Raw genomic sequence first — 16774 nt, 5'->3', positions numbered from 1 at the left:
ATTTTACCTTCCCAAATCCGGCCTGTCCTCGTAAAAATCCTTAAAGGTTTTATCTGTTTGGTAATCATCAATAAGTACTTTATAAACAGTATATACCAATAATATCTGCCCACCACAAGTGGCATAAAATACCCAGCTAAATGGAAAGTCCATAGCTGTAAAAATCACGACTGTTAAAAGAAGTAAGGTCGTGATACCCAATAATGTCATTGCTGAAATCTTCATAAGATTAAAATACAAAAAATAATAAATGATCCATATTAAGAATATGCTAAAATAAATAACGGCAAACTGACAAAAGTCATCAGCAATCCATTATCAAACCCTTATGTTGCATCCTTAACCATAGTAATTTATTAGTATGAACGACAAGCCAAAACCTATTAAACGTCATAAAGCATTACAGCCATTGAGTAGGCAACATCATTTTGGACTCTTGTTTTCTTGGAAAATAAGAAAAGGTTTTGCTCAAAACACTTCTATAGAACGTATGCAGAACTTTCGGGATTGGTTTTTTAAAACTGAAATTCTTCCACATTTTGAGGCTGAAGAAAAGCACATATTCCCTATTCTTGATAAAAACCACCCTCTGATATTACGGGCCTTAAAAGAGCACCGACGTATTAAACGACTGTTCACAGATACCGAAAATGTAGAGAAAAGTTTATCCTTGCTGGAAGAAGAACTTCAAGCGCACATACGATTTGAAGAGCGCATACTGTTTAATGAAATTCAAGAAATCGCTACTACAAAGCAACTTAAAAAGATTGATGAGTTACATCTTGAAGTTGCCGATAAACCAGAATACCACGACCCTTTTTGGGTTTAAAAATGCAAAACTGACAAAAGTCATCTTTTTCGTGAACCATTCTCACAACCTTTGCCACAGGTATAGAGTAAATTATGGAAAATTGTTATCACTGTGGCGACGCTTGCCGTGATACAACAATTGAGCATCAGGAAAAATTCTTTTGTTGCAACGGTTGTAAGACGGTGTTTGACATTCTCAACGAGAATGATCTTACCTATTATTACGACTTACAAACAACACCAGGAAAAACACCTTTGGTTATTGAAGGCCGCTTCGATTTTCTGGACAATCAACATATTATTCACCAGTTATTGGAATTTGACGAACAGGACACTCAGATTGTTTCGTTCGTTATCCCACACATCCATTGCAGTTCTTGCATCTGGGTGCTTGAAAATCTCAACAAGTTACATTCAGCAGTAAAAAATGCGCAAGTCAATTTTCCGCAGAAGTCAGTTCGAATCACATATAACTCTTCAGAAGTCAATCTGAAAGAATTGGTGCTTCTATTATGTAAAATAGGCTATGAGCCCAATATCTCGCTCGAAGATTTCAACAAGAAAGAAAGGAAAATTGACCGAAGCCTTATTTACAAATTGGGCGTGGCAGGATTCGCCTTCGGTAATATAATGTTCCTGTCCTTTCCAGAATATTTTGAAGTAGATGAGTTTTGGCTTGAACAATTTAAGTATCTTTTTCGCTGGCTGATGTTTGCCTTTGCCGTACCTGTAGTATTCTATTCTGGACGCGATTACTTTGTATCGGCATACAAGGGTCTGCGCTCTCACATTTTAAATATTAATGTTCCCATTGCGATTGGTATTGCAGTGCTTTTTCTACGTTCTACTTTAGATATAGTAATGGATTGGGGAACAGGCTTTTTTGATAGCCTTGCAGGATTGGTGTTCTTTCTGTTACTCGGCAAATTCTTTCAGCAAAAAACGTATGCATTTCTTTCTTTTGAAAGAGATTACAAATCCTATTTTCCTATTGCAATAACACAATTGTCAAAACAGGAAGAAATACAGACGCCCGTTTATGAACTCAAACCTGGCAACCGCATCTTAATCCGAAACAATGAACTCATTCCCACAGATGGTATTTTAATCAAAGGAAGCGCACTTATCGATTATAGTTTTGTAACTGGCGAGGCAGCACCTGTGGCAAAACAATCTGGCGATAAAATCTACGCTGGTGGGCGTCAACAGGCAGGTATCATTGAAGTCGAAGTGACCAAAGAAGTTGAGCAATCTTACTTAACACAGTTGTGGAACAATGAAGTTTTCAGTAAAAACAAAGCCACCACCTTTGAAAACCTGACCGACCAGATAAGCCGAAGGTTTACTCTTTCTATTTTAAGCATTGCTGCAATAGCAACCGGTATTTGGCTATTTATAGATGCGTCAATCGCTTTTAATGTCTTTACCGCCGTACTTATTGTGGCGTGCCCTTGCGCCATAGCACTGGCGGCACCATTTACGTTGGGTAATATGTTGCGCATCTTTGGGAAGCGAAAGTTATATCTAAAAGAAAGTAGCGTCATTGAACAGATGGCAAACATTGATACCGTGGTTTTTGACAAAACAGGAACGCTCACCACGCACAACAAAAACTTAATTACCTACCAAGGCATATCACTTACTGAAGATGAGCAAAAAGTGTTGACCAGCACTTTGCGTGCATCCAATCATCCGTTGAGCAGAGCACTTTATGAATTGTTGCAGATTAACGATATCTGTACGCTGGATGATTTTACGGAAGAAACGGGTAAAGGGATTGAAGGAATTTACGGAAAAACGAGCGTAAAGGTAGGAAGCTTTGCTTTTGTAGGAAATAAAAATCAACAACCTGAAACGACTGACACACAGGTTCACATAAGCACAAACGATGATTACAAAGGTTGTTACGTGTTTAACAATACCTATCGTGAGGGGATGCAAAAACTCTTTTCTGAATTGAGTAAAACGGCAAACTTAATCGTGCTATCTGGCGATAATGATGGCGAGAAGAAATTTCTAAAAACACAGTTGCCGCAATCGGCACAGTTAAAATTCAATCAAAAACCAGATGACAAGCTCAACTTTATTAAAAGGCTGCAACAGCAAGGTAAAAAAGTGATGATGGTAGGCGATGGACTTAATGATGCGGGTGCGCTGGCACAGAGCAATGTGGGTATCGCTGTTTCAGAAGATGTAAATGTATTCTCGCCTGCGTGCGACGGCATTATCGATGCCAGTAAATTAAAAGCTTTATCTGAATTTATGACGCTTTCGCAAAAGTCAGTTCGCATCATTAAATACGCTTTTGTGTTCTCATTATTCTATAATCTCATTGGGCTGGGATTTGCAGTGACAGGAAATCTCGCACCTGTGGTTGCCGCTATTTTAATGCCTTTAAGCTCAATTAGTATTGTGGTGTTTACCACCATTTGTACATATATCATCGGAAGAAATCTGAAAACTAAAATTGAATTAAAATGAAACAGGAAATCAATCAGATAGCACAGTTATTTTTTCAGTTAAAAAAGAAATACGAACTGAGCCAATGTTCAAATTGTCTCGTGATGCAGGATTACTTAATAAGTGAATATAAACGCCTTCAACTAAAATTGCAATCGCTCGAAAGGCTTTGTGCCAACACTGATTTTGATAAAGAGAGTACACTTGCCGAGGCACATAGAACGGCAGGGGTTTTAGGATTGTATTTAATGGTTTGAGAGCTTATGAAAATAATTTTTCTCAACTGACAAAAGTCATCTTTTATGCAAGTTCATCCAAGTAATTTTACACCATAATTCAGGTAGGTATGAGTATTATTTATGTTTTAATCACTGTGAGTGTGATTGTTGCTATCATTTTCTTTATTGCGTTTGTGTATTCGGTAAAGAAAGGGCAGTATGATGATACCTATACGCCATCTGTTAGAATGCTTTTTGAAGATGAATTGGTTAAACCTAAAAAAGAGCAGGAAAAAAGCGATAACAAAGAAATCATTCAAACCAGTAACCAATAAATTATGCAAACAGAACAATTCTACTACGACAATAAAATCGTAAAAAAGTTTGTAAATGCCACCATTTTTTGGGGTATTATCGGGATGAGCGTAGGACTACTGCTCGCCTTTATGTTTTTATTTCCTAACGTAACAGACGGTATTTCGTGGTTAAGCTTTGGTCGTTTGCGACCCTTGCACACCAACGCTGTAATATTTGCCTTTGTGGGCAACGCTATTTTTGCAGGTGTTTATTATTCTACGCAACGATTGCTTAAAGCACGTATGTGGAAAGATTGGTTGAGCAACCTGAATTTTTGGGGCTGGCAAGCCATTATCGTAGGCGCTGCAATCACATTGCCCTTAGGCTACACTACTTCAAAAGAATATGCCGAGCTGGAATGGCCTTTTGATATTGCCATAGCACTTATTTGGGTGGCTTTTGGTGCCAATTTGATAGGTACAATACTCAAGCGAAGACAGCGCCATTTATATGTTGCGATTTGGTTTTATTTAGGAACTTTTGTAACGGTTGCTGTGTTACATATTGTGAATAGTATTGAAATTCCTGTTTCAGCATTAAAAAGTTATTCAGTGTATGCAGGTGTACAGGATGCCTTGGTACAATGGTGGTATGGACATAATGCCGTAGCGTTTTTCTTGACAACACCATTCCTCGGATTGATGTATTATTTTGTACCCAAAGCGGCCAATAGACCGGTGTATTCTTATCGACTGTCCATCGTACACTTTTGGTCGCTTATTTTTATTTATATCTGGGCTGGACCGCACCACTTATTATATTCTTCGTTGCCAGATTGGGCACAGAATTTAGGGGTTGCATTTTCCATAATGCTACTCGCACCTTCTTGGGGCGGAATGATAAACGGACTGTTGACTTTACGTGGCGCGTGGGATAAAGTACGTACAGACCCTGTTCTTAAATTTATGGTCGTGGCGATTACCTGCTACGGTATGGCCACTTTTGAAGGACCTATGCTGTCGCTTAAAAACGTAAACGCCATTGCGCACTTTAGCGATTGGATTATTGCACACGTACACGTTGGTGCATTGGGCTGGAACGGATTTTTGACCTTTGGTATGATTTATTATCTCGTGCCAAAATTGTTCAAAACCAAATTATGGTCAACAAAACTTGCCAACGCCCATTTCTGGGTAGGAACGCTGGGTATTATTATGTATGCGCTGCCTATGTATGTAGCTGGATTTGTACAGGCTTCTATGTGGAAACAGTTCAATCCAGATGGAACGTTGACCTACGGAAATTTCTTGGAAACATTAAACGAAATCATACCTATGTATTGGATGCGTGCCATAGGTGGTAGTTTGTTTATCTTGGGTTCATTCATAATGCTTTATAATGTAATTATGACGGTACGTCAAGGCAGCAAAGTAACAGATGAACTTGCCGAAGCTGCACCGTTACAACGCGTAACCAAAAAACGTACTGCTATGGAAGGCTACCATACTTGGTTAGAAAGACGACCCGTAAAATTAACAATTTTCGCTACGATAGCCATTTTAATAGGTGGTATCGTTCAGATTGTTCCTTCATTGATGGTGGATGAGTACGTTCCAGTAATTTCAACCGTAAAACCATATACACCTTTAGAATTAGAAGGACGTGATATTTACATCCGTGAAGGTTGTGTATCCTGTCATTCACAGATGGTGAGACCCTTCCGAAGTGAAGTGGAACGCTATGGCGAATATTCAAAATCTGGGGAATATGTATATGACCACCCTTTCCTATGGGGAAGTAAACGAACAGGTCCGGATTTAATGCGGGTGGGTCAAAAATATAGTGATAACTGGCACTTAAATCATTTTTATGACCCACAGAGCACAAGTTCCGGTTCAATAATGCCATCGTATAAATGGCTTATTAATAACGAACTTGATAAATCACAGACTGAAGATAAAATGGAAGCAATGGTTTCTTTGGGTGTGCCTTACACAATGGAAGAGATAGAACGGGCACAACAATGGATGGACGAACAAGGAACTCAAATCGAAAAGAACTTATATACAGATCCTGATTTTGTAAGCTCTTACGAGGCCAACAAGAAATATGCTGAAGAAAACGGAGAAGAGTTTGTTGAGATGCGTGACCGTGAAGTAGTAGCTCTTATAGCATACCTACAACGTCTGGGTACAGATATCAAGATTAAAACAAAAGAAGAAGTAACCACAAACCAAAACCAATAGTTATGTTGAAATATATAAAAGGCAACTTGGAAAATATAGATGGTGTAGAAATTTACCCAATGATTTCCCTACTCATTTTCTTCATCTTTTTTGTAGTGCTTTTCTGGTGGGTATTTACCGCCAAGAAAGCGCACATCGCAGAAGTGAGCAACATACCGTTAGAATTAGATAATAACGAAAACGAAGAAACCCTATGAAGACAGCAGCAATATTAAGAATACTGGGATTCTCAATCTGTGGGTATTTTTTCCTGAATTGGATTGGCACTACGGGCGAAGCATCGATTTTTATAGAGCAACCTTGGCTATGGGCATTTTTAGGGTTTATAATATTAGCCTACACCGCAGCCGAAATTTGTGTCGCTGCGCTTGAAAACGTTCTCTATAGAACTTTAAAGCCTGAAGCACAAGCAAAGTATGATGAGAAAAGAGCTGTAGAAAAGGCAAATCAATTCAAGTGGTTTAAAGACACGTATAAGAAACTGTTAGGTAGCAAGCCTATTGAACAGGAAGGCGAAATAGTATTAGATCATAATTATGATGGCATCCGCGAATTGGATAATAAACTACCGCCGTGGTGGGTATATGGCTTTTATGCAACCATCATTTTTGCTATTGTATATATGGCGCGCTACCACATTTTTGATGGAATAAATCAAGATGAGGAATATCAGATAGCTGTTGCTGAAGCAAAGATAGAAATCGAAGAATACAAAAAAACAGCAAAGGATTTGGTAGATTTTAATACCGTGGAATTATTGACAGATGCAGGCGACCTAAAAGCGGGCGAGACCATATTTACAGGAAACTGTGTTGCCTGTCATAAAGCAAGTGGTGGCGGTGGTATCGGGCCGAATTTAACGGATGACCATTGGATTTTAGGTGGTGGAATTAAAAATGTCTTCAAGACCATTTCTGAAGGTGGACGTGCTGGAAAAGGAATGATTGCTTGGAAATCTGAACTGAAACCTTCCGAAATGGCACAGGTTGCAAGTTATATTTTAAGTCTACACGGTACCAACCCAGCCGATGCTAAAGAACCCGAAGGCGAAATATGGATGGACCCACTTGCACCTATTGAAGAAGTGGACGTAAAAGTAATAGATAGTACAAAAGTACAAGTGATTATAGAAGACCAGCCCGTAACTGGCGATGTAGTTAATGATAGTATAAATTGATTTTGAAACCTTAAAATGTAGAAAGATGATGACCGAAGTAGCACAAAATCTAAAGGTAAGCGACCGTCCCGTTATTAAAAAAATACTTGATGAAAACGGAACGAAAATAATGGCCATAGGTTTAAGGCGTGGTGTGGAACTTGCAGAGCACGTTGCGCCTTGCAAAGCAAAATTACTTGTGGTACAAGGCGAAATAGATTTTAATACAGAAATGGAAAGTAAACGTTTTGCTCGTTTCGAAAGTTATGATATCCCAATGAATGTGAAACATAGCGTTGTGGCTTGGGATGACGCTATATTCCTATTGTTCTTGAATGAAAAGAAATGAAAGATATAGAAACAAGGAATGATATAGAATTATTGGTCAATAGCTTCTATGATAAAGTAAAAGCAGATAAAACTATAGGCTACATCTTTAATGATGTTGCTGCGGTAGATTGGATTCTACATCTGCCTAAAATGTACAGCTTCTGGGAAACCGTATTGCTGGGCAAGATGAGCTTTAAGGGAAATCCGATGGTAAAACATATCCAATTGAGCAAAAAGACAGAAATGAGTAAAAAACAGTTTGACCATTGGTTAAAATTGTGGAATACAATTATAGATGAGCATTTTGAAGGCATCACAGCCACAGAAGCGAAGCAACGAGGTAAGAATATAGCTGGATTGATGCTTCATAAAATTGAGAGTTACGCAAACTAATGGCAGAACAGGGTAAAGATAATTTTAGAGATACCATAGGTACGCTCAATGAAGAAGGAAAGCGAGCGTGGGTATTTCCAAAAATGCCTGTGGGCAAATGGTACGAGTATCGCAAGTATGTGAGTTACGTGCTTCTCATTTTTCTGTTTGCTGCACCCTTCGTAAAAATTAACGGTCATCAGTTTTTGCTCTTTAATGTATTGGAACGAAGGTTCAATATTTTTGGTCTACCGTTCTGGCCACAGGATTTCTACATTTTTGTGATGGTTATGTTGGTTGGCGTGTTATTCGTCATCCTGTTTACCGTCGCCTTTGGACGTTTATTTTGTGGTTGGGTATGCCCGCAGACCATTTTTATGGAAATGGTGTTCCGCCGGATAGAATACTGGATAGATGGCGACCGTGGCAAACAAATGCGACTGGCTAAAATGCCGTGGAACAGGGAAAAGATTCTCAAACGCTCTTTAAAGTGGTTTGTCTTTTTTGTGATTTCGTTTTTGATTGCCAACGTGTTTTTGGCATACTTAATAGGTAGTGACCGCCTGATACGCTATATCACAGATGGCCCGATGGAACATATGAGCACGCTAATTTCGCTTATCATTTTTACAGGTGTATTCTACTTTGTGTTTGCGTGGTTTAGAGAACAAGTTTGCATCATTGTCTGTCCTTACGGAAGATTGCAAGGCGTGCTGCTGGATAATAAAAGTATTGTGGTTGCTTATGACCATAAGCGTGGTGAAAAAGAAAAGGGTCGTGCAAAGTTCAATAAAAAAGAAGACCGAGTAGCCTCGGGTAAAGGTGATTGTATCGATTGTTTTCAATGTGTACACGTTTGTCCTACAGGAATTGATATACGCAACGGAACACAAATGGAATGTGTGAATTGCACCGCCTGTATCGATGCCTGTAACAACATAATGGAAGCCGTGGACCTGCCCAAAGGTTTGATACGCTATGCCAGCGAAGAAAATATAGAAAAGAAGACCAAGTTTGAATTCACACCACGCCTTAAAGGCTACACCGTGGTTCTTGGAATTCTAACAGCTGTATTAGTAGGAATGCTATTTCTGCGCAACGATGTGGAAGCAGATATTCTACGATTGCCAGGTCAGTTATATGAACGAAAAGCAGATAATATAATCAGCAATGTGTACACCTATAAACTGGTCAATAAAACCAATAATGACATTGAGGATGTACGTTTTAAACTTTTATCCCACAATGGCAAGATTAAAATAGTGAGCCACGAAACCTTTACCGTGCCAGCAGGCGATTTTGCCGAAGGCACACTTTTTATTGAGGTAAATGCGAGTGCTTTGAGCGGCGATAAGGATAAAGTGGTCATAGGCGTATTTAGCGGTGAAGAACAGATAGAAACGACTCGAACAGCTTTTCTCGGACCAAGAAGTTACTAATAAGGTTGAAGCCTGGGTTGAATGAAACTCGGAATTCAATAGCAAATATAAGATATGAAAAACCAACACAAAAGCGACTGCTGCAACGGCTGTCAAAATGGAAAACCAGGTGGCAACCTAACGTGTCAAGCAAAACTAATGGTCGAGAAAATGAAGAAGATGGATGTACAACAAGTTTTAAAAAATAAAAATTAAAGGTTATGAAAATAAATTGGGGAACGGGATTGGTCATCGGGATGGCGCTTTTTATAGGCTTTATCTTATTTCTGGTGTACCGTATGACGACGGATAATAACTTGGAACACGATTTGGTTACAGAAGGCTATTACCAAAAAGAAATGGAATTGCAGGACAATATTTATGCACAACAAAACACCGCTGCTATGGAAAAACAGATTACTGGAATTAAAAATGATATGGGTTATTTACTTCAATTTCCTGAAGAATTTGAGCCACAAAAAATAAAAGGAAAAGTGTTCCTATACAGACCGTCTAACAAGCAACTGGATTTTGAACTTCCACTGGAACTCACAGATCCTAATTTGCTCATACCTGACAATCGCTTGCTGGACGGTCGCTGGAACATTACCATAGATTGGGAATACGAAGGGAAGAAATACCGCTTCAAAAAAGAAATAACCTATTAACGATGTTAATCACCGCACTCATATTCGGATTATTAGGCAGTTTCCATTGTGTAGGAATGTGTGGCCCTATTGCCTTTCTACTTCCGGTAGATAGGAATAATCCAGTAAAGCGAGTGTTGCAAATATTTAGCTATCACGTTGGGCGACTACTTACGTATGGAACCATTGGGGTGCTTTTTGGCTTTTTGGGAAGACGGTTGGATTTGTTTGGCTTTCAACAACATATATCCATTGTGATAGGTGTGTTGATGATTTTGGCAATCATATTACCTTCAAAAGTATTCAGTAAATACAATGGTTCTCGATTTATGTACAAATGGGTCGGGAAAGTAAAAAGTGCTTTGGGTGCAGAGCTCAAGCGAAAATCAATGGATAGTTTTTTTACCATTGGTTTTTTAAACGGTTTCTTGCCCTGTGGATTGGTCTATATGGCAGTTTTTGGTAGCGTAGCAGTTGGTGGCGCGTGGGAAGGTGGTTTGTATATGGTGTTTTTTGGGTTAGGAACGATTCCCTTGATGACGACTGCGACCTATTTGGGCAATTTTTTAAATACCACGTTCAAACAACGTATTTTAAAGGCAATACCTGTGTTTGTAATTATCGTTGGTGTGCTTTTTATATTAAGAGGACTTGGGTTGGGAATACCCTACGTGTCACCTTCAAATATGGTAGCCATTGAAAAAGTATCGAACAACCATTTGTGTCATTAAAACAAAGAATAACCAAAAAAACTATAAAATTATGAACTCACTCTTCTTGCCACTTGTGAATTGGGGATTAGGCACAATAATAATTGGCGTATTTGCAGTTGTATGTATTGTACTTGTTGCAGTTATTTATAACCTTACCCGTAGCAATCAAAATATCAAAAACGAAAGTAACGAAGATCCTGAAAATGATACTATCATAAATAGATAACGATGAGAACAACACAGATTTTACTTCAAGATATAGGTCGTTGGACAGACGGCTGGGTGGCTTATAGCCTTTATGGCATTGTAGTGATAGCCATTGCGGTATTTTTAATTTATAAAATAAGAAAGGCAAAGGACCGTAAACGCCGCAATGAGCGCATTCGTAATGAGGATATTGAAAAAAGAAAATAGAAAACCCGCAAGAACAACTATATTCAAGCGGGCTTTCCGAACAATGAATTTTTTGTATTTTAAACAGTCATTGAGAATAATTTAGTTTCTGGCTTCTTACGCTGTAAACGTAAATCGAAAGGTAAGCATACATTTCGAACATAAGGTTTGCCCGATTCAGTGACTTTTAACTTGTTTTCTGAAATTTCAATCAATCCGTCCAATTGCATTTCTGAAAGTTTTAAGAGGATGTCCCCAATTTCTGAAATTTGCATTGATTCAACGTTCCAAGATGTTTCAAAATTACACATCAAATTTAGAATATGCTGGCGTATGACAAGGTCTTCATCATTTAGTATATGACCACGCATTACAGGCAGATTATTGTTGCGCAAGCAGTCATAATATTCTTTTAAAGTTTTTACATTCTGTGCAAAACCATACCAACTGTCACCAATGGCAGAAACACCCAGGCCAATCATAACATCAGTCTTCGAGGACGTATAGCCCATAAAATTACGGTGGATATTACCATTTTGTTGGGCGCTATATAAGTCATCGGTTTTAAGTGCAAAATGATCCATCCCGATTTCAACATAGCCTGCCTGCAACAAAATTTTTTTTCCTATTTCATATTGTAACCGTTTCTGTTTTGGCGATGGTAAATGCTCTTCGCTATAACCACGCTGACCATTTCCTTTTATCCAAGGCACGTGTGCATAGCTGTAAAACGCAATGCGGTCTGGCATCAATTCTATGGTCTTGTTGACGGTATTAATCACATCGTCCTGCGTTTGAAATGGAAGCCCAAATATAATATCGTGGCCTACCGATGTAAATCCGGTTGCACGTGCATCTATCGTAGCACGTTCTACATTTTCAAAAGGCTGAATACGATTGATGGCCTTTTGCACAGTCTCGTTATAATCCTGCACCCCATAACAGACTCTTTTAAATCCATTGCGATTGAACATTTTGAGGTGTTCCCGTGTGGTATTATTGGGATGGCCTTCAAAACTAAATTCAACTTCTTCAGCCATATCTGCAATCTTGAAAATGCCGATTAAGAGGTCTTCAAGATTTTCGGCAGAAAAGAACGTTGGTGTACCACCGCCAAGATGCAATTGCTGTATTAACGGTTTATGACCAATAATTTCCGCATACATTGTTAATTCTTTCAGTAATGCTTGGATATACGGTTTTTCAACCAAATGATTCTTTGTGATGCGCTTGGTGCATCCACAAAAGGTACACATACTCTCACAAAATGGCAGGTGTATGTACAAGCTGATACTTGGTCGTTTTCCGCTTTCGCGAAAGCGTAATCCCTGTGTCAAACTCTCTTTCCAGCCCGAAACCGAAAAGCTATCCCTATCCCAATAAGGAACTGTGGGATAGCTGGTATATCGTGGGCCTGGAACGTTGTATTTTGAAACTAAATAGGCGTCACGTTTCATATAAAAAGGCTCGTTAGGATTACAAGACCGTTAATGATTGTGCTGGCCATTAAAAGTTTAAATATCATAGATGGCTTTTGTACCGTCAATATCGCTGCGTTATGCATTGTACAAATGCTAACACATACAAGAACAAGCGCCATATTTAATAATCCGTGACCAAAATTGAGTATTTGGAAAATTGCGATAGACCCCAGACACGTAGATAACACTATACCTAATGCCGAATATCCCATTACATTGTCTGTAAAATCTTTTTCTAATCTTGCTAAACCTGTCATACCTGTTATTTTAATATTACAGGACAAAATTAGCTTTGATGTACAGGGTATTTTATGACTTTTGTCAGTTTAGGAAAACTATATCTTAATCTAAAAATTTACGACACTATCCAAAGCATCATCAGCATCCTTGTGGATGAAGTTGGCTTGGTATTTTATTGTAGTAGTGACCGATGAATGTCTGTAGAGTTTTTGAAGCATTTTAATCGGAATCTTGTCTTCTGAAATATGACCAAAGCTATGTCGAGCGATATGCATAGTTACCTTTTTGGTAACTTTTGCTTTCTTAGCAACCCCTATTAAATATTTATTGAATTTTTTAGTAGCTGTTTTCGTTTTGGCATACACATCTTGTGCATCCTTGAAATCTGCCTTTTTCATTTCTGGAAAGACAAAATCGTCATTGTTCTGCTTCTCAGGTTTGTAATATTCTAAAATCGGGAAGACCTTTTCTGGTATTTTGAGAGATAATAATTTGGAATTTTTATTCATACGGTAGTGAAGTCTATCGTCATAAATATCTGACCATTTGATTTTAAGCAAATCGGCAGCTCTGATACCTGCAAAATAGAAACTGAATAACCATACGTTCCGTGCGTGAGTTTCATTTTCAGTAAGATTTTTAGCAGATTCAAATGACTTTATGTCTTTCTTGGTCAATCCTATTTTTTCAGTTTCAGGAAATTTAATCCTAATCTTACCAGCGCCAAATGGATAAAATTTTCTGTCAACAATGCCCATTTTTATAGCCCTGTTGTAAATTGTTCTTATAACAACGAGATTGTTGACGACTGACCTTTCCGAGAGATTTAATTTTTTTAAATAAATCCTGAATTTTCTCAAAAAGGATTCGTCTATTTCTTGAAAGGTCAACTGCTTTGACTTATTAAAGTTTATGACGTGGTTTACGCGAGCCTTATCTGTAGACAGTTGGGAGAGTTTTTTGTTAGATTCAAGTTCGGAAAGAAAATCGTTTGCAACTTCATAAAAAGTACTCGATTTTGACTCTGAATAGAGCTCTTCTTTTATTTGATTTGCAGAGAAATCTTTCTTATCGGACTGTAAATCTATTAGTGTTTTGTTGGCCTCTAATAGCTTGGTGGAAATTAAATTATTTAATCTGTCAGCATTAGTATGGGATTTTCTAACACGTAAGTTCTTCTCATCCCAATCTTTTAAATCAATGTAATGACCAACATAGTGATATGTTGAGCGACGGTTCTTGGTTATACGGATTGCCAAAGGATAAAGTCCTTCTTTATTTGGTTTCTTTCTTATAACTATTTTTGCATTTGAGGCCATACCGCTTAATTTTAGATTATAAAGATAATCATTTTTGGTACAACATAGGTACAACATTTATTGATTTTAGACCATATCAAATGAAATCATTAAAAATTAAATATTTATTAATCAGTTGATTATAAGTGTATTTAGCAAAATTTAATATCAAATACGTTGGATTCAAAATCCAGTTCTTTCGGGAGTGTGGGTTCGATTCCCACCTTGAGTACTAAATAATCCCAGTTTTTAAACTGGGATTATTTTATTTTAAAATATTGATAGTGGCTACTGTTCTAAAGCCAATGCGGTTCGAGCCAGATTTAAAACGGGTGCCCAATCGTTCAGAAACCCTAAAACTAGCACAATAGGATTCATAGATTGAAAAAGGATCTGCCCTTCATCACAACTGCTTTTTGATAAACATTCCTAGGACTTTATTGTGATTTAGCACCATTAGGATGGTGCACAAGATGTGCCTAAACCATATTAATAATGAGTATTAAACGGGACTGTGGTTATTGCCCAACATATTGTAAATACCGATGCTATTTGGTTCATAAAATTTTAGGAGATAAAATTCCAACAGGCTCATTGGTCTTATTTTTTCATCTTTCATTTTTTAATTTAAAGGTAATTGTACAAAAACAGAAAAATAACTAAGGTTCAATAGCGTTTCAAAAATGGATCACTTCTCAAGTACGAGTTTTGAATCAGAATTCAAAATACTATCAGAGGTGTGATTAGCATTCAGTTTTACCATGTGTTTATAGGTAATAGAATTAAATAGGTATTAGATAATTTTAGGATAAAAGGGTTGAATCCAACTCGTGTGGATATCATAATTGAAAATAATTTTTGAATTGTAGGGTTTATAAAGATTTTAAAAATTATCGTTTTTTTGGCTTGAAACAAATTAATTAGCGATTCTAATTATTTCAGCTTAACTTTAATAATTAAAATTCAAACCCTAAAAATGACTTTAAAAGAATTGGCTAAAATCTCTGATGTTTCAATATCTACTGTTTCAAAAGCATTAAATGATAGTCCTGAAATTGGTGAAAAAACCAAGCGACGTATTACAGAATTAGCCAAACTATACCATTATCAACCCAATAATATCGCAGTTAATCTTAAAACAGGTCGTACAAGAACGGTTGGTGTAGTTGTGCCTAGTATTCAGAATAATTTCTTTGCGAAAGTCATTATTGGTATTGAAGAAGTACTAAATAGCCATAATTATAACATCATTATTTCAATTAGTAAGGAGTCTCAAGAAAAAGAGGCTTCAATGATAAACACTTTGTCCAATGGCGTTGTGGATGGATTTATTGTAGCTGTTGCGGAAGAAACACAAGTCAAACAAGACACGCAACATTTTCAGAATTTATTAGAGAAGAAAAAACCAATCGTATTTTTTGATAGAGTTCTTAAAAATAATCAGTTTGACAAGGTTTTGGTAGATGATAAAACGGTCGTTTCTAACCTAACCAAACAGCTCATGGGAGAGAAAAGAAAGGGTATAGTCTTAGTGTCTTCCATATTCAACTTAAGTGTCGGCAAATCTCGTAAAGAGGGATATCTTGACGCCATAGGTCAATCGCAAAAGGCAATGGTAATAGAATCTGAAGTCGAAAATTTATTTAGCGAAATAAGTACTTTGTTAAGTTCAAAAAAAGTTGATGCTATTATTGCGTTGGATGAAGATGCAGCATTATTGTCTTTAAAGGTTGCTAATAATCTCAAAATGAAATTCCCTAAAGATATAAGTATCGTTGGTTTTGCTAGCGACAAACTTGCCGAAAATGTGAGTCCGCGATTAACTACTGTCAATCAACACGGTATAGATATCGGAAAAACTGCTGCTCATATTCTCATAGATAAACTTAAGGATAATACTTTAAAGCCTAAACGTGTCGTTATCAATTCTACTTTGGATCATAGAGAAACATCTTAGGTTTTCTTTCTAAGAAATAGTTTTTAGTCGTAACTTTGGCTTATCCCAAATAAATTTATCATGTTAGAGAATTTTTGGTTCAATGTACAATACGGCATTAATCATGTCTTGGACTTCAATGCCTACGACCACCTATTATTTCTTGTGGTATTATCAGTTCCATATGTGTTTAAAGACTGGAAACGCGTACTTCTATTAGTTACTGTTTTCACAATTGGCCATACCATTTCACTTGTGTTATCTGCTTATGACGTTGTTAGAGTCAATGCTTCCTTGGTCGAATTTCTCATTCCGCTTACCATTTTAATAACCGCTATTTACAATGTATTTACAGCTGGTAAAAAGGAAAAAAATACCAAAATTGGATTGTTGTTTTTTACAGCATTGTTCTTTGGTCTTATTCATGGATTGGGTTTTGCAAGAGAATTTATAATGTTCGCGGGTGCATCAGACAGCAAGCTTTTGCTTTTAGTTGAGTTTGCCTTGGGAATAGAAATTGCGCAGATCATCATTGTATTTGTGGTGCTATTTATAGGTTTCTTGTTCCAAACACTATTCAGATTTTCAAGAAGAGACTGGGTTATGGTATTGTCTGCTGTAGTTATAGGCTTGGTCATCCCAATGCTTATTCATAGCGAAATGTTAAGGTAGCCACCAAAGTTTGGTAAAACTTTAACTTGTAGCTAATTGATTATAAAATACTATCCAATTATCTTCGTTACTATCATTATATTAGTG

At 37.3% G+C, this 16774-nt stretch carries 19 protein-coding genes; 16 read left to right on the top strand and 3 right to left on the bottom strand.

Annotated elements, in window-relative coordinates:
- Positions 1-3 precede the first annotated feature (3 nt).
- The gene (locus HM983_RS05495) at positions 4-225 is read right to left on the bottom strand and encodes a hypothetical protein (RefSeq protein ID WP_179344392.1); all 222 of its coding nucleotides are present in this window, start codon (positions 223-225) and stop codon (positions 4-6) included.
- A 136-nt stretch (positions 226-361) separates the two neighbouring features.
- Here HM983_RS05495 and HM983_RS05490 point away from each other — a divergent pair, with 136 nt between their 5' ends.
- The 14 genes from HM983_RS05490 to HM983_RS05425 all read left to right on the top strand — a co-directional run bounded on the left by HM983_RS05490 (position 362) and on the right by HM983_RS05425 (position 11081).
- Positions 362-829, top strand: coding sequence for a hemerythrin domain-containing protein (locus HM983_RS05490; protein WP_179344391.1), 468 nt, complete (start codon positions 362-364; stop codon positions 827-829).
- Positions 830-903: 74 nt separating this feature from the next.
- Positions 904-3291 (top strand): heavy metal translocating P-type ATPase, encoded by a 2388-nt coding sequence (locus tag HM983_RS05485; RefSeq protein WP_179344390.1) that lies wholly within the window; start codon positions 904-906, stop codon positions 3289-3291.
- Positions 3288-3527, top strand: a complete 240-nt coding sequence (locus tag HM983_RS05480) for a hypothetical protein (protein ID WP_179344389.1) — start codon at positions 3288-3290, stop codon at positions 3525-3527. The genes HM983_RS05485 and HM983_RS05480 overlap by 4 nt, the downstream gene beginning before the upstream one ends.
- 89 nt (positions 3528-3616) lie before the next feature.
- Complete coding sequence (gene ccoS / locus HM983_RS05475; protein WP_179344388.1) at positions 3617-3823, top strand: cbb3-type cytochrome oxidase assembly protein CcoS; 207 nt, start codon at positions 3617-3619, stop codon at positions 3821-3823.
- A gap of 3 nt (positions 3824-3826) precedes the next feature.
- Positions 3827-6031: a cytochrome-c oxidase, cbb3-type subunit I gene (ccoN, locus tag HM983_RS05470; RefSeq protein WP_179344387.1), complete on the top strand. Its 2205-nt coding sequence runs from the start codon at positions 3827-3829 to the stop codon at positions 6029-6031.
- A 2-nt stretch (positions 6032-6033) separates the two neighbouring features.
- Positions 6034-6228 carry a CcoQ/FixQ family Cbb3-type cytochrome c oxidase assembly chaperone gene (locus tag HM983_RS05465; RefSeq protein ID WP_179344386.1) on the top strand — a complete coding sequence of 65 codons (195 nt, stop codon included), beginning with the start codon at positions 6034-6036 and terminating at the stop codon, positions 6226-6228.
- A complete protein-coding gene (locus HM983_RS05460; protein WP_179344385.1) occupies positions 6225-7208 on the top strand; it encodes a cbb3-type cytochrome c oxidase N-terminal domain-containing protein in 984 nt (327 codons plus the stop codon). The genes HM983_RS05465 and HM983_RS05460 overlap by 4 nt, the downstream gene beginning before the upstream one ends.
- A 25-nt stretch (positions 7209-7233) precedes the next feature.
- Positions 7234-7536, top strand: coding sequence for a cupin domain-containing protein (locus tag HM983_RS05455; RefSeq protein WP_246277467.1), 303 nt, complete (start codon positions 7234-7236; stop codon positions 7534-7536).
- A complete protein-coding gene (locus HM983_RS05450; protein ID WP_179344384.1) occupies positions 7533-7910 on the top strand; it encodes a group III truncated hemoglobin in 378 nt (125 codons plus the stop codon). The genes HM983_RS05455 and HM983_RS05450 overlap by 4 nt, the downstream gene beginning before the upstream one ends.
- Positions 7910-9328 carry a cytochrome c oxidase accessory protein CcoG gene (gene ccoG / locus HM983_RS05445; RefSeq protein ID WP_179344383.1) on the top strand — a complete coding sequence of 473 codons (1419 nt, stop codon included), beginning with the start codon at positions 7910-7912 and terminating at the stop codon, positions 9326-9328. Before HM983_RS05450 ends, ccoG begins: the two co-directional genes overlap by 1 nt.
- Positions 9329-9528: 200 nt before the next feature.
- Positions 9529-9975, top strand: coding sequence for a FixH family protein (locus HM983_RS05440; protein ID WP_179344382.1), 447 nt, complete (start codon positions 9529-9531; stop codon positions 9973-9975).
- Between the two features lie 2 nt (positions 9976-9977).
- Positions 9978-10685, top strand: coding sequence for a sulfite exporter TauE/SafE family protein (locus HM983_RS05435; protein ID WP_179344381.1), 708 nt, complete (start codon positions 9978-9980; stop codon positions 10683-10685).
- Between the two features lie 31 nt (positions 10686-10716).
- On the top strand, positions 10717-10893 hold the full coding sequence (locus HM983_RS05430) for a hypothetical protein (protein ID WP_179344380.1): 177 nt from the start codon (positions 10717-10719) through the stop codon (positions 10891-10893).
- A gap of 2 nt (positions 10894-10895) precedes the next feature.
- Entirely contained in the window at positions 10896-11081 is a 186-nt protein-coding gene (locus tag HM983_RS05425) for a hypothetical protein (RefSeq protein WP_179344379.1), read from the top strand.
- A 59-nt stretch (positions 11082-11140) separates the two neighbouring features.
- On the opposite strand, the gene hemN is transcribed toward HM983_RS05425, so the two are convergent.
- Positions 11141-12517 (bottom strand): oxygen-independent coproporphyrinogen III oxidase, encoded by a 1377-nt coding sequence (gene hemN / locus HM983_RS05420; protein WP_179344378.1) that lies wholly within the window; start codon positions 12515-12517, stop codon positions 11141-11143.
- 371 nt (positions 12518-12888) lie between these two features.
- Positions 12889-14100 (bottom strand): site-specific integrase, encoded by a 1212-nt coding sequence (locus HM983_RS05415; protein ID WP_179344377.1) that lies wholly within the window; start codon positions 14098-14100, stop codon positions 12889-12891.
- A gap of 955 nt (positions 14101-15055) precedes the next feature.
- Between HM983_RS05415 and HM983_RS05410 the strand changes: the two genes are divergently transcribed.
- Together HM983_RS05410 and HM983_RS05405 are read left to right on the top strand one after the other, a co-directional pair.
- Complete coding sequence (locus tag HM983_RS05410) at positions 15056-16036, top strand: LacI family DNA-binding transcriptional regulator (protein ID WP_179344376.1); 981 nt, start codon at positions 15056-15058, stop codon at positions 16034-16036.
- Positions 16037-16096: 60 nt separating this feature from the next.
- Complete coding sequence (locus HM983_RS05405) at positions 16097-16687, top strand: HupE/UreJ family protein (protein ID WP_179344375.1); 591 nt, start codon at positions 16097-16099, stop codon at positions 16685-16687.
- Positions 16688-16774 lie beyond the last annotated feature (87 nt).

It is taken from the genome of Winogradskyella ursingii (assembly GCF_013403975.1).
GTDB lineage: Bacteria > Bacteroidota > Bacteroidia > Flavobacteriales > Flavobacteriaceae > Winogradskyella > Winogradskyella ursingii.
The sequence above is the reverse complement of the archived record's forward strand: the minus strand, read 5'-3'. Positions and strand labels throughout refer to the sequence as shown.

What these genes read in the sequence shown, in the direction of transcription:
- HM983_RS05495 (WP_179344392.1), bottom strand. Translation starts at nt 225, where the DNA reads ATGAAGATTTCAGCAATGACATTATTGGGTATCACGACCTTACTTCTT.
- HM983_RS05490 (WP_179344391.1), top strand. Translation starts at nt 362, where the DNA reads ATGAACGACAAGCCAAAACCTATTAAACGTCATAAAGCATTACAGCCA.
- HM983_RS05485 (WP_179344390.1), top strand. Translation starts at nt 904, where the DNA reads ATGGAAAATTGTTATCACTGTGGCGACGCTTGCCGTGATACAACAATT.
- HM983_RS05480 (WP_179344389.1), top strand. Translation starts at nt 3,288, where the DNA reads ATGAAACAGGAAATCAATCAGATAGCACAGTTATTTTTTCAGTTAAAA.
- ccoS (WP_179344388.1), top strand. Translation starts at nt 3,617, where the DNA reads ATGAGTATTATTTATGTTTTAATCACTGTGAGTGTGATTGTTGCTATC.
- ccoN (WP_179344387.1), top strand. Translation starts at nt 3,827, where the DNA reads ATGCAAACAGAACAATTCTACTACGACAATAAAATCGTAAAAAAGTTT.
- HM983_RS05465 (WP_179344386.1), top strand. Translation starts at nt 6,034, where the DNA reads ATGTTGAAATATATAAAAGGCAACTTGGAAAATATAGATGGTGTAGAA.
- HM983_RS05460 (WP_179344385.1), top strand. Translation starts at nt 6,225, where the DNA reads ATGAAGACAGCAGCAATATTAAGAATACTGGGATTCTCAATCTGTGGG.
- HM983_RS05455 (WP_246277467.1), top strand. Translation starts at nt 7,234, where the DNA reads ATGATGACCGAAGTAGCACAAAATCTAAAGGTAAGCGACCGTCCCGTT.
- HM983_RS05450 (WP_179344384.1), top strand. Translation starts at nt 7,533, where the DNA reads ATGAAAGATATAGAAACAAGGAATGATATAGAATTATTGGTCAATAGC.
- ccoG (WP_179344383.1), top strand. Translation starts at nt 7,910, where the DNA reads ATGGCAGAACAGGGTAAAGATAATTTTAGAGATACCATAGGTACGCTC.
- HM983_RS05440 (WP_179344382.1), top strand. Translation starts at nt 9,529, where the DNA reads ATGAAAATAAATTGGGGAACGGGATTGGTCATCGGGATGGCGCTTTTT.
- HM983_RS05435 (WP_179344381.1), top strand. Translation starts at nt 9,978, where the DNA reads ATGTTAATCACCGCACTCATATTCGGATTATTAGGCAGTTTCCATTGT.
- HM983_RS05430 (WP_179344380.1), top strand. Translation starts at nt 10,717, where the DNA reads ATGAACTCACTCTTCTTGCCACTTGTGAATTGGGGATTAGGCACAATA.
- HM983_RS05425 (WP_179344379.1), top strand. Translation starts at nt 10,896, where the DNA reads ATGAGAACAACACAGATTTTACTTCAAGATATAGGTCGTTGGACAGAC.
- hemN (WP_179344378.1), bottom strand. Translation starts at nt 12,517, where the DNA reads ATGAAACGTGACGCCTATTTAGTTTCAAAATACAACGTTCCAGGCCCA.
- HM983_RS05415 (WP_179344377.1), bottom strand. Translation starts at nt 14,100, where the DNA reads ATGGCCTCAAATGCAAAAATAGTTATAAGAAAGAAACCAAATAAAGAA.
- HM983_RS05410 (WP_179344376.1), top strand. Translation starts at nt 15,056, where the DNA reads ATGACTTTAAAAGAATTGGCTAAAATCTCTGATGTTTCAATATCTACT.
- HM983_RS05405 (WP_179344375.1), top strand. Translation starts at nt 16,097, where the DNA reads ATGTTAGAGAATTTTTGGTTCAATGTACAATACGGCATTAATCATGTC.